Annotated in this window: 8 protein-coding genes; all 8 read left to right on the plus strand. The window is 50.5% G+C overall.

Annotated features, from left to right (window positions below):
- The first annotated feature begins 427 nt into the window (after window positions 1-427).
- Entirely contained in the window at window positions 428-1,639 is a 1,212-nt protein-coding gene (locus Absy_RS02380) for an MFS transporter (protein WP_048853139.1), read from the plus strand.
- Between the two features lie 170 nt (window positions 1,640-1,809).
- Window positions 1,810-2,319 carry an RNA polymerase sigma factor gene (locus Absy_RS02385; RefSeq protein WP_245614679.1) on the plus strand — a complete coding sequence of 170 codons (510 nt, stop codon included), beginning with the start codon at window positions 1,810-1,812 and terminating at the stop codon, window positions 2,317-2,319.
- Window positions 2,320-2,458: 139 nt separating this feature from the next.
- Window positions 2,459-3,424 carry a FecR family protein gene (locus Absy_RS02390; protein WP_048853193.1) on the plus strand — a complete coding sequence of 322 codons (966 nt, stop codon included), beginning with the start codon at window positions 2,459-2,461 and terminating at the stop codon, window positions 3,422-3,424.
- A gap of 206 nt (window positions 3,425-3,630) precedes the next feature.
- On the plus strand, window positions 3,631-6,291 hold the full coding sequence (locus Absy_RS02395) for a TonB-dependent receptor (protein ID WP_048853140.1): 2,661 nt from the start codon (window positions 3,631-3,633) through the stop codon (window positions 6,289-6,291).
- A complete protein-coding gene (locus Absy_RS02400; RefSeq protein ID WP_048853141.1) occupies window positions 6,291-6,575 on the plus strand; it encodes a hypothetical protein in 285 nt (94 codons plus the stop codon). The genes Absy_RS02395 and Absy_RS02400 overlap by 1 nt, the downstream gene beginning before the upstream one ends.
- 2 nt (window positions 6,576-6,577) lie before the next feature.
- On the plus strand, window positions 6,578-8,131 hold the full coding sequence (locus Absy_RS02405) for a PepSY-associated TM helix domain-containing protein (protein WP_048853142.1): 1,554 nt from the start codon (window positions 6,578-6,580) through the stop codon (window positions 8,129-8,131).
- Window positions 8,131-8,472 carry a DUF3325 domain-containing protein gene (locus Absy_RS02410; protein WP_048853143.1) on the plus strand — a complete coding sequence of 114 codons (342 nt, stop codon included), beginning with the start codon at window positions 8,131-8,133 and terminating at the stop codon, window positions 8,470-8,472. Before Absy_RS02405 ends, Absy_RS02410 begins: the two co-directional genes overlap by 1 nt.
- A gap of 429 nt (window positions 8,473-8,901) precedes the next feature.
- Window positions 8,902-12,930 carry an EAL domain-containing protein gene (locus tag Absy_RS02415; RefSeq protein WP_048853144.1) on the plus strand — a complete coding sequence of 1,343 codons (4,029 nt, stop codon included), beginning with the start codon at window positions 8,902-8,904 and terminating at the stop codon, window positions 12,928-12,930.
- The last annotated feature ends 34 nt before the right edge of the window (window positions 12,931-12,964 follow it).

Raw genomic sequence — 12,964 nt, forward strand, 5'->3', positions numbered from 1 at the left:
TCTCGGGTCGTTCTGTCTCCACAAAACCCGGGGCAATTCATTGCGTGGCCTTTGCTATCAGTCAGCCGGAAGATGTAGATGTTAATGAAATTCTTTTCCGTCCCACCAAGCAGAAGATATAAGACGGATTAGATTGTAAGTTTTTGATGTAGATGGTCCATGTGCCAGAAACATGGATCATCTACAAGATTGTGTGAATGATATTATAAATAATAAATATAAAAATGTGGGTTTGTATTTTTGAAAACCTATATCAAAAAATGTCTTTTCTAAAATATTTCCGTAAAATTCCTTTTTTATTCCTCTCCACGGTGGGGAGCTCAACGGATGCGCAAATACAATATGTCAGTATAGAGTATTCTATCTCATTTTATGCGTATTTTTAAGGGAAAATCACAACTGGGAACTATCGTAATATCGGGGTGCAATGGATAATACTTCTCACACAGATTTCGAAATGAACTCAAAATCTGGTAATCAGGCAGGATCATGGGCCGCAGTGCTTGCCATGTCTCTTGGAGCTTTTGCGCTGGTTGCATCAGAGTTTATGCCTGTCAGTCTGCTGACGCCGATCGCGGTTGACCTTCATATCAGCGAAGGGCAGGCAGGGCAGGCTATCTCGGTCTCCGGTGCATTTGCAGTTTTAACCAGTCTTTTCATTTCCTCTCTGGTCAACGGAATAAACCGCAAAACGCTGTTATTGTCTCTTATTGGTATGATGATCGTTTCGGGAACTATTGTTTCTCTGGCACCAAACTACATCATTTTCATGTGCGGTCGGGCGATGATTGGCATTGTGATTGGAGGTTTCTGGTCGATGTCTGCCGCAACGGCAATGCGTCTTGTTGAGGATCACCATGTTCCGCGTGCGCTTGCGATCTTGAATGGAGGAAACGCGTTGGCAACGGTGATTGCGGCACCTGCCGGTAGTTTTCTTGGTGGCTTGATCGGCTGGCGTGGAGCTTTTTTCTGCGTTGTGCCGGTGGCTGTTATTGTTTTTGTCTGGCAGTTTCTCAGTCTTCCGTCCATGCCGGGTGAACGTTATCGGCATTCTGCAAGTGTATTTGCATTGCTAATGCGACCGATTGTGAGAATGGGGATGATTGCGGTTAGTCTCTTCTTTATGGGACAGTTCACGCTTTTTACATATGTAAGGCCGTTTCTTGAAGATGTTGCGTGTGTCGGTGTATCGACTCTGTCGTTAATTCTGTTTCTGATGGGTGTTTTTGGCTTTGTTGGCACAGTGCTGATTGGTCGCGTACTGAAGAAAAGTGTTTACCCCGTTCTGATTATTATTCCAACCTTGATGGCATTTCTGGCTATCAGCCTTGTTGTTTTTGGAAAGTGGCTTGTTGTTGCCACCGTAATACTGGCTGTGTGGGGGCTGCTCGCAACATCGGCACCTGTAGGGTGGTGGACCTGGCTAGCCCGGACACTCCCGCAGGATGCTGAAGCAGGAGGCGGGCTTATGGTTGCTGTTGTTCAACTTGCCATTACGCTGGGAGCGACCTTTGGTGGTATTCTGTTTGACGGAATTGGTTATCAGGCAACCTTTGGGGTCAGTGCGGTTGAGCTCGCGATTGCGGCGTTACTTGCCGTCGTAACGATGCAAGCCGGACGTTCAGAGGCAATAAAGTAAGGTGGCTGACGGTGTTTCAAAAGCGCCAGCCGGTGTGCAGAACTGCGGAATACAGTTATGGCAGTGTGCGCGTGGTTGTGAAACTGTGTGTTTTATGGCACAGAGCTGAGAAACACTCTCAACTCCATATTTGATGGATGGAGACTGAAGCCTCTGGAGGGGGCCTTGCGTTGAACCGGAAGCGCACATCGCTGGAACTTTACCAGACCCATCGGGCCTGTCTTCTGTCTTATGCCGCGCGTCTTTCGGGGGATCAGACCGTTGCGGAGGATATTGTGCAAGATGTCTGGTTACTGTTCAGCCGTCAGCAGATTGAAACAATTGCAACACCTCTAAACTATTTGCGAACAATGGTTCGTAATCTGGTCATTACCCGTATGCGCAGGCAATATCGGGAAGGGGTCGTTGATACGGATTTTGATGCCGCAACAGTCGATGTTGCAGATGAGCAGGTGTCACCAGAAGATCGTGTAGCTTCCCGCGAAGTCATGCAGCGGATTGTGGATACAATTGCGACCATGCCCGACCCACGCCAGCGCGATGCAATCCGCATGTACCATTTTGAAGGTATGAAACTGCGGGAAATCTCTGCTCAACTGGGGCTTTCTCTTACCCGTGTTCACGGTCTTATAGAAGACGGCATGGTCATTTGCGACCGTGTTCGCAAGGAAGGGCAATAGCGTCGCGTGTTGTGCCCAATCCGACAGAAAAAATGCAACGCCATCCATGCCTCCATAACACATGGATGGCAGTCCGGCTTATGCCCTGAGTGCGTGGCAAAATGGTGCCTGCTACCCAAAATGGGAGGTTTTGCGGGTTATGACTGAACGAAAAACGCCCGCTCAGGCTGCTGCCGGGTGGTATCTCTACCTCCGGGAAGATCCTGATGATGAGGATATAAAACGCCGGTTTGGAGAATGGCTGGCAAGCGACCCCGCACATGTGCAGGCATGGTCTGATATGAATGTGACAGCGTCTATTATGGCTGCGGTTCCATCAGTCCAGCAAACAACAGTCATCTCTTCTCATGTTAGCTTACGGCAAAAGCGGACGCGTTTTTCTGCTTGGAAATTTATGCCTGCCTGCGGGGTGGCGTTGGCTGCGGTCTTTGCTGCCATGGCGTTTCTTCCATCCGATATGCTTGTGCGGCTCAGAGCGGATGGTTATGCGCCTGTTGCGCAGATGCGGGATATTCGTCTGGCGGATGGGAGCAGGATTATTCTGGCACCCCGGGCTGCAGTCTCTATCCGAATGACTTCATCCGAAAGGCGGGTTGAGTTGATACAGGGGGAAGCCCTGTTTGAGGCTCAGCATGATCCGTCACGCCCATTCCGGGTGACCAGTGGAGATGTGACCGTAACGGATATTGGCACGGTTTTTGATGTCAGGGCTGATAACAATGCAACGATGGTGGCTGTGCGGGAAGGGGCTGTGCATGTGACTTCCCGCGGGTCAACGGCAGCTACGCGCGATCTCTATGCAGGGGAGTGGGAACGCATAACTGGGACAGTGAGTAACTCAGGTAAGCAGGCACCGACCAGTGTGGGGGCTTGGCGAGACGGCACATTGATTGCCCGGGATGAACCCATTGACGTTTTGGTTGAGGCCCTACGGCCATGGACGAAAACCAGAATAATTCTGGCCGATCGTAAATTGGCAAACAAACGTGTGACAGGCACATATGACCTTACCCAGCCTGAAGCATCCTTGCGTCTGATTGTTGATGCCTATGGTGGAAAGGTGGCGTCAGTAATGTCGTGGGTTGATATTGTCACAGCGCGTTAGGGAACCGCATAAAGCCTGACCGGAGTATCATGGTAAAAAATATTTTACCAAAAAATATAATTTTATCAATCAGTTAAAATTTTTCAATTGCGGTAATCTTTAAAAAAAATCGTAAGGGAGGGAAAAAACGCATCGCGGCGATATCTATCTTATCGGAACCAACAAATGCGAATTAATCGCATTATAAAATAGGACAACCGGACAGGATGGAAGACGCCGCGACGATGATCCCCCTTGCCAACCCTTTTTTGCCCCCTTCTGCGCGGTGGACGATCGCATCCAGCATTTCGCTAAAATATCTTACAAAAAAACTCTTTTTAGTTCGCAATAATCGGGCGGGGGGTATTGCCGGTGGTTCTGTTGCCATGGAGTATGGAACGGGCCAGCGGACTACAGCGATGTTCCTGTTCCTTGCAACCTGTTCGGCTTTAACTCCGTTAATGTCAGCTCAGGTGCGTGCACAAACAGTGATGGCAAATTCCGCAGTTGCTGTGACCGGAGGGGCCGCATCGACTTCTGCCGCAGCGGCCATGGAGTTCAATATTCCTGCCGGTTCCCTGTCTGATGCGCTGGTAAGCTTTAGTACGCAGGCTCATGCGCCACTTACTGCGCAAGCTCCCATGCTTGCAGGTAGAACGACTACCGGATTGCAGGGGCATTTTGTACCATCTGAAGCTCTTGCGCGTCTTTTGCAGGGAACTGGATTGACATATTTGCCCGATGGAGCACGTGCTTATAAAATTGTTCCTGTTTCTGCATCCATAACACTTGGTCCTGTGCGTGTTGAAGGGAGCGGGTATAATCAGGTTCCATCAACCGGGATGATTGGTAATTTGCCGCCAGCTTTGCCAGGGGGGGAGGTTGCGCGTGGTGGTCAGTTGGGAATGCTGGGCAACCGTGATGTTATGGACACGCCGTTCAACCAGACCAGTTATACAGAAGAGTTTATTGAAAAGCGGCAGATACGCAGTATTCGTGATGCCCTTAAGGATGATCCGTCTGTAAGGGCAGGCTTTGCTACGGGCACTGCCGGGGTGGAACGTATACAGATCCGTGGTTTTAACGTGGATAACGTGGATATTGCCTATGGCGGTCTTTATGGCATGATGCCTTTGGGCGGTACAGTATCTGAACTCGCTGAAAGAGTGGAAGTTCTGCGCGGACCTGCGGCGCTCCTTAATGGTATGTCGCCGAGTGGTGTTGTTGGTGGTGTAGTTAATGTTGTACCCAAACGGGCACAGGATAAACCTCTTTCAAGGGTGGAGGCTGATTATACTTCCAATGCTCAGTTTGGTGGACGTGCCGATGTTGGGCGGCGGTTTGGTAAGGAAAAACAGTTAGGTATTCGAATTAACGGTATGATCCGCTCCGGACCAACCGCTATCCGGAACAATGATCAGAAAACAGCGCTGGTCGCAACAGGTGTCGATCTACGATTGCACCATGTTCGATTATCTACAGATTTTGGATACCAATATCGCGAGATAGAAGGAGTGCTTCCTTTTTATCAGCTTGCATCTGGCATTCCTGTGCCAGATGCAGCGCGTGCACGAAGAAGTTTTGATTTGCCCGGAACATATGTACGTGGTCAGGATATATTTGGTATTTTCCGTGGTGAGGTTGACCTTTTTCGGAATTTTACCGCTTATGGAACTGTTGGTGTTCATGATTATGACGTAAGGGGGGCGTATTTCCAGCAGATTGTTGTTAACGACCGGGCAGGTAATGCAAAAGGTGCCACCCCTGTTGGGGTTGCCCAGCGCGCCCGTTACATTACGGCTGAGGTTGGTGTGCGCGGTAAGGTTGTCAGTGGTCCAATCATGCAGGAGTTGGCATTTTCGGCCAACCGCCTTGATCTTGATTTTGGGCGGGTGTTTGGTGTCAACACTGGTCTTCCGTCATATAATCTCAATATTTACGATGGGGTGGGCGCATATTCATCGGGCGGAAAGATTTCAGTTCCCAATAATGTTGGAACGACAAGTGTGTCCAGACTATCGAGCCTCGCATTTGTCGATACAATTTCTGCACTGGATAAGCGTATTCAGGTAACGGCAGGCTTGCGTGTGCAGCGTGTACAAAGCGCTAATACTGGTTCGGATCATGTCGGTACAAAAACCGGTGTTTATGATAGAACCGCAATTAGCCCCGCTGTTATGGCAGTTTTTAAACCTTTGAAAAATGTTTCGATTTACGGAAACTGGATTCAAGGTTTGCAGCAAGGAACCATCGTATCCTCAACCTATGCGAATGCAGGGGAGATTTTTGCACCGTATAAATCCACGCAATATGAGGTTGGGGTTAAAGCCGATCTGAAAAAATTTATTGTTTCATTGGATGTGTTCCAGATATCGCAGCCTAGTACCGTTACCAATGTTAACACAAATACAATGTCCCTCAACGGTGTGCAGCGTAACCGTGGGCTGGAGCTCAATATTGCTGGGGAGATTGCACACGGATTACGCGCTACGGGTGGGCTGATGCTTTTAGACCCGGTTCTGACCCATACACAGGGGGGCGCTACTAACGGCCAGCGGGCTGCCAACACATCTCCAGTTAATTTTAACATGGGCCTCGATTACGACATTCCTTTTGTTAAGCGCCTGTCGGTTACAGCAGACGTAATGTACACCCACTCGGAATATATCGAAACAGGGGCCCACCGCAGAAGCATACCCGGCTGGGTCCGGCTGGATATGGGCGCACGATACTGGTTGAAAAACCCGGCATCCAGAGACGGCAAGATCAGCTTTTTGCTGAATGTTGATAACGTAACGAATGAACGTTACTGGAATTCGGGCGGATATAACTACCTTTCGTTAAGCACCCCCAGAACAGTGCGCTTTGCGGTTATGGCTGACTTCTGATGTCACAGTCCGCGCTCAGAGTAGTGGCACGCATTTTTTTGGCGACTGGCGGAGGGTATCTGGCATCCTCCGCTGTTATGGCTCTGTTCAGTTTTGCGCTTGTGGCCATGGGGATGCCACGTGCAGATGCGGTTACTCTGGGGCTTCTGCTTGTTTTTATAGTGTATCTCTGCCTTGGCCTCTGGGTATTTGCGGCACGCGCTTTGTGGCGGCCTGCTGCGTTGTTTGCAGTCCTTGTTGTTGCCAGTTACGGGGTGATCGCAGTTTTTGGGCACGGAGGCTGAGCATGAAAGACGATTTCCGTCGTTCCATGGGCTGGCTGCATACATGGGCCGGGGTAGTGCTGGGAAGCATCCTTTTTGCAATTTTTTGGATGGGAACACTTTCCGTTTTTGATTGCGAAATTGATCAGTGGATGAAACCCGCCACACGGCTGGCACCTGCTGCCCATGCTTTGCCACTTGAGAGTTATCGTCCCTTTTTAAATGAGGCAATTGCTGCAAAGGCTTCTTTTTGGAATGTAACATTGTCAGGAGAGCGCGAAGCCGTTGTGCATACACATTATGGAACACGGCAAAAATTCATCAGCCATGATGTTAACCCCGTGACAGGGCAGATTTTGCCAGATGCGGGAACATTGGGGGCAACCGGGTTTATTTTTCCCTTTCATTATACTCTTAATCTGGAGTTGATGAATATGGGGGAATGGCTTGTAGGGCTGGCTTCCATGGCCATGCTGGCTTTATGTGTTACGGGTGTTATTATTCACCGAAAAATATTTACAGATTTCTTCACGTTCAGATCGCAGGCAAAATCACGGCGGATGTTGCTGGACCTGCATAATATATCTGGCGTTCTGGGATTACCTTTTCATTGTATTCTTACATTATCAGGTCTCATTCTTTTGGGGGCAACCTTTTTTCCCGCAGGGATTAATGCTGTTTATCCCAACACGCGCAGCTACTTTTTTGATTCGAATGGGTTGTCGTTTCTGGCTGTCAAACACGGCAAGGCCGGAGCCTCAGTTGTTTCGTTGGATCAGGCAGCCGTGCGGGCGCAGTCCTTATGGGGAAATGGAGCAGAACCCCATCTGGTCTTGGTGGCTAATCCCGGTTTAACAACAAGCCGCATTGCCTTCTTTCGTGGAACGGAAGGGCAGGTGATGGTGGATAGGGATGTTATTGCTTTCGAAGGTTCAACGGGCGCATTCCTGTCCCGCCCACAAGCGCTTGGCAAGATTATGCAAACCCAGCGGTTTTTGAGCGGGTTGCATCTGATCGAATTCCATCATTGGGTTTTGCGTTGGATTTATTTTGTTCTTGGCTTGGGGAGTTGTGTTCTTATCGCCACAGGTTTTCTGTTCTGGCTGGACGCACGGCGTAAACGACAGGCGGCGCAGTTTGGCTTCCGTCTGGTAGAAGGGCTGGCAGCTGGTTCTGTTACCGGGATTATTCTTGCAACGCTGGCATTCTTTGTTGCTAATCGGTTATTGCCGGTCGGTGTCAGTTTTTGGGGTATGGAGCGTGCAACAGTAGAAATCTGTGCTTTTTACACCGTCTGGTTGGCTGCATGTGTGTATGGTTGGTTATGGCCGCGTAGCGTGTGGGTTGTGCACTGTATTGCAATTGGCACATTGGCCATTCTGGCAATTGTGCTCAACTGGACTACAACGGGTGATCACCTTTTTCGAACAATGTCGCATCGCTATCTGTGGCCGGTTGGAGGTATGGATGCGGTGTTGCTGGTTGGCGCTTTGTTGGCGTTTTTAGCTGCTGGTCGTTTGTTGCGCCGGTTACGTAAACAACAGCATTCCTCCCGTTTGATAGTGGAGGCAGCATAATGGCCGTGTTGCTGTTCTCTCTGGCTCTTGGGGGGCTGTTATTTCTGGCCTTTGCTTTGCTGGCCTTAACGCAGTTTCAGCACCGGCGTGCCACAGGTCAGCAGGACTTGCCTGCTCATCGCATAGTGGTGGTGCGGAAGATTGCAGGGGTATTACTGGTAATGGCTTTAGCCATGGCTGTTTGGCAGCAGGGTGGTGGCTTTGGCTTTTTGTTATGGGTTGGTCTGGCATCGCTTGCGGCATGTATGGTGGCGCTAGCTCTGAGCTGGCAGCCCCGCACGCTCGTGCCTTTAGCCATGCTGATGCAGGCGCGTGTTTTTTGGAAAAAACAGTCAGAGTGATGGTTGGTTTTGCTTATTCTTATGATTGATGAGTAAAGAGGTCATGTAAATTCTGCTGTTCTGGCGAATCAGCCCCCGACTGCGGGAGGTCGCACGTATGATGGCATTCGTTGTTATACAATTTTATCTTCTGAAACAGATCGTTGTCTGCTTTCCCTGTTGCTGTAAAAATTGGTAAGAGCAGGATCAGCCTTTATTATTCCGTAGCTGAACTGATGCAGGTATTGAATAAATATGGTGTGAAAAAAGCCACAGATAAAATTCTCATTGTGTTAATGGTTAATTATTCATCAAATTTGCTTTCATCTGTATGAAAATACTTTATTAGCGTTGGATAATAAATAACGCATGTCATGCTGCGATGCGCGCCATTTCTGATTTGATCATGCGATTAAGTACAATTTGTGTTTTAAGACTGGAATAACACTTATGCGCTTGCTGCGTCCTTTGTTGCCTGCTTCACGTCGCCTCACCACACTGGCTGAAGCTGCGTTGGATGGTATGCAGCGCAAGACGTTGGAGCGGTTGAACGGATTTAATGCGTTTTTGGCGCGGGTTGGGATGGCTGTTGATCCTGCACAGGACGAGGCGACGCTCTTCCATGCGGCCTGTGAGTCCGCTACCAGAAACGCCCGCCTTAAAGCAGCGTTTATTGCGCAGCCGGATGATAAAGGAGATTTTCATCTTCTGGCATCCAGTGGGCCGATTGCACAACTGCACAAACCAGCTTTTTCGGCTAGTGCCGACATGCCTGCACGTTACGGCCTTATCGGTCGCGTTTGGCATGGTGGGCAGTCGCTTTTTTGCGTGAATGTGGAGGAAGAGGCTGATTTGCAGCCATGGCGTGCGCTCATGCTCAAGCAGGGTGTACGGTCTTGTGCGGCCTTGCCATTGTGGCGCGCAGGCAAGGTCTGGGCCGTGTTCGGCGTGTATGACGAGCAGGACGACGTATTTGACCCAGCGATCAGAACTATTCTGCAAGATGCGGCGACAGCCCTGTCACGCGGGTTGAAAATATATGACGAACTTCGCTCCCGTGCGGCTCAGCTTGATCGATCTCAGGTCGGTATCATGCTGCTGCATGATGCGCGGATCCAGCGTGCCAACACATTTGCCGCCGGTCTGGTCGGGTGCGCACCGAGTGATATGCACAATGCGTTGGCGGAAACAATTTTAGCCAGCAAAGCCTATGGTCCTCATATGGAGCGGGCGCAGGAGCAACTGCGCAAAACCGGTCGTGCCAAATTGTCCGGTGTGCATCTGCCCAAGCCTGATGGGCATGATGTCATTGTGGATTTGTCCGCTGTTACGTTGGATGACTCTTCAGGTTCTGAATCTGTCTGGACGATGGAAGACGTAACAGAGCGTGAAGAGGCGCAACGGTTATACAGCGCCTTGATCAACGCTGTGTCAGCCATGTTATCGGCTGAAGATCAAGTGGAAAAATGCCATGCCGTTTGCAGCATTTTGGTCGATAATACCCTGTTTAGCGCAGTCTGGTTGGCACAGGCAGATCCTTCTGCGCATATGCGCGTGTTCTCCCATGCAGGGAAAGGGGGAAGTGCGGTTGCGCGACTGAATTGGCCGGTTGAACCTAAAGGTTCTGCTCTGCCAGTAACAGTGCGGGCATGGTTGAAGCGCAAGCTGGTTTACACCAATAACCCGGCAGACGACCTTGTCGGGATCAACGGTTACCAGAATGTTCTTGATTATAAATGGCGTGGTATTCTTTCCGTTCCGGTATGGCGTGGTGGTCAGGTCTGGGCTGTTCTGACATTTGTGACACAGCGTGTTTATGGCTTTGATAAAAAGAGCATAACGCTGTGCCAAAGAGTGGCAGACCTGTTAGGTCAAAGTTTAGATCGACTGGATACAAACCATAATCTGGAAAAATTGCGGCATGAGGAAGCGCAGCGGGCCCGCCGTGATTCACTTACCGCACTGCCGAACCGTTTGGCGCTGGAAGAGTATTTGCCCAAAGCGCAGGAACGTGCCAGCGAACGCGGTACATCCTTGGCCATCGGGTTAATGGACCTGGATGGTTTTAAGGCTGTGAACGATACTTACGGCCATGCAGCGGGAGACCGGGTGCTGGCCGAACTGAGCCAGAGGTTATGGGAGGCTCTGCGCGAGAATGGTTATGTCGCGCGTATGGGGGGCGATGAATTTGTTGTTGTGCTGGAAAATCTTGATTCTGCAACAGCCAATGAACAGGCCGCCGCAATGCTGGATAGCCTGTCCTCGGTTGTGGCCGAACCGTTTACTGTAGAGGATGGCAAAACAGCCAAAGTTGGCCTGACAATGGGGGTCGTGCTTTATCCGCAGGATGGAGACAAACCAGCTTCATTATTACGTCGGGCGGATCAGGCTATGTACAAAGCCAAGCAAAGTCCGGATAAAAGTGCGGCAAACTGGCACTTTGCTGCCGCATTGGAAGATGCGCTTGATCTGGAGGATGATGCTGCGACCGACCTGTTCCCGATTGCTCCCTACGGCATAAAAGCTGTGGAACTTCTGGGCCGTGCGCATAAAGCCGCAACAAAAATAAGAGAGAGTGTTCGCAAAGGCGCCATTCCTGCAATCTGGAAAAAGAGCGGTGGCGCACTGTTTTTATCTCATTTAACGCAGGACCAGCACGAGCGCCTGATTGACCGGGAAGCCCTGCATCTGGAGTTTTTGGTTGATGCCGCAACGATCAGGAAGGATGTGCTGGCGTCCGCACATACGCTTGGCACCATGTATGCTCTTTTTGGTGTTGATCCAGTTGTGTTTGTGGCGGAGCAGACGGCATATTTGCGCCTGCTGCTGGCAGAATTGGAAAACGAGCACGTCGGCAGTGATGACCGCTATCTCATACAGCAGATTGTAGAAGCCCGTTATCGGGATGACCGCAGAATGCGGCGTCTGGTGCGCTTGGGTGTGCACAAAGCATATTCGGCATTCCTTTCTTGTAACATAGCAGAAGGTACGTGGGGGGAGGCCAGTGCAGATGCCCTATCCACCCTTGCAAAATTGCCCGGTATTCAGGCAGCTTTTCTGGTTCAGTCCAATATTGCTGATGAACTGGTTGCGCTGGCGGCCGCAGGGCCATGTGCCACAGCACTGGATGAAGCCCTTTTGCGTGGCGATGCACGACCCGTCATCACCCGCTCTCAATATGGTAGTTTTATTGGCGCGCACACATGGCGGCAAGGAGAGCGGCGGAGCTACCCGTCGATTGAAAAAGACAGCGGTATGGCACCATGGCATACTTTGTTGGCCAATTTGCGCATTCATTCTGCCATGAGTGTACCAATTCGTCGTCAGGATGGTTCAACTGCATTGGTGCTGAATCTGTTTGGTGCATGTCCAAATCAGTTTGAATCGGCCGAGATGCAACAATTTGCCACCGGCTTACAGGAAAAGTGGGAAACACTGTGGCGGGACAGGCAGGGTATGTCTGACGAGCGCTCATCCCACCTGCGCCAACGTCTGTTTTCAGGCGGGCTGCATATGTTCATGCAGCCGGTTGTTGACCTGCGCACGGGCCGGTTGCTCAAGGTTGAAGCGCTGGCAAGACTGAAGGATGCCGACGGAACAATCCTCTCTCCAGGCACGTTTCTGGCGCTGCTTGGGCATGATGAATTGGACAGATTGTTTGAGAGCGGGCTGGAACAGGGGTTGGCATGGTTGCAATCGTGGGATGCCAAAGGGCTGTCGACTGAATTATCGCTTAACCTGCCTCCTTCATGTCTGTCGAATACCAATATCCTGAGCATGGTCAAGGATATGCTGGATCGTTATCATATTACGCCCAACCGGCTGACGCTGGAAGTGCTGGAAACGCAGGATATAGATTCCGACAAGCAGGAAGCTGCTTTACGAGACTTCCGGGCAATGGGCGTGCAAATGGCCATTGATGATCTGGGAGCCGGGCATAGCAATCTGTTGCGGTTATCAGCAACAGCATTTGACTGCATTAAGGTTGATCGGGGGCTACTGCGGCATATTCGTGAGGTACCGTTACAGATATTCAGCGTTGTTCGGTCCTTGCGGGAAATGGGTAATGATCTGCACAGTCAGGTCGTGGTCGAAGGATTGGAAGACGCCGATATTATTGAGGCCATGCGTCATTTAGGCTGCCGTTATGGGCAGGGGTTTGGTATAGCGCGCCCTATGCCGCCGGATAATTTTCTGGATTGGTATCTGGTTAATGCCGAACAGGAGCCGATGGAGGAAGAGACTGCAATCCATAGCGATCTTGGGGCCTTGGCTTACATGTGGGCCGCAACCCGTGGGCAGCCTGTAGCTGGGCTGTATCACTTGGAAAATGGGCCATTAATACAATGGTTCAAGGAACTGGCTCGTAAGGATAGTGATGCAGCACAGTGGCATGTTCTGCTCTCTGCTGGGCCTGTTCCCGAAGAGGTCGTTCGTCCATTGCGCGAGTGGCTGGTTGGTCGTGTGGTCCGTTCCTAGAATAAAAAGGTCATTCGTATTCCTATCAACTGAG

This window comes from Acetobacter syzygii (genome assembly GCF_000964225.1).
Taxonomy (GTDB): Bacteria; Pseudomonadota; Alphaproteobacteria; order Acetobacterales; family Acetobacteraceae; genus Acetobacter; species Acetobacter syzygii.

Coding starts and splice junctions, on each gene's coding strand:
- Absy_RS02380 (WP_048853139.1), top strand. CDS start 428: ATGGATAATACTTCTCACACAGATTTCGAAATGAACTCAAAATCTGGT.
- Absy_RS02390 (WP_048853193.1), top strand. CDS start 2,459: ATGACTGAACGAAAAACGCCCGCTCAGGCTGCTGCCGGGTGGTATCTC.
- Absy_RS02395 (WP_048853140.1), top strand. CDS start 3,631: ATGGAAGACGCCGCGACGATGATCCCCCTTGCCAACCCTTTTTTGCCC.
- Absy_RS02400 (WP_048853141.1), top strand. CDS start 6,291: ATGTCACAGTCCGCGCTCAGAGTAGTGGCACGCATTTTTTTGGCGACT.
- Absy_RS02405 (WP_048853142.1), top strand. CDS start 6,578: ATGAAAGACGATTTCCGTCGTTCCATGGGCTGGCTGCATACATGGGCC.
- Absy_RS02410 (WP_048853143.1), top strand. CDS start 8,131: ATGGCCGTGTTGCTGTTCTCTCTGGCTCTTGGGGGGCTGTTATTTCTG.
- Absy_RS02415 (WP_048853144.1), top strand. CDS start 8,902: ATGCGCTTGCTGCGTCCTTTGTTGCCTGCTTCACGTCGCCTCACCACA.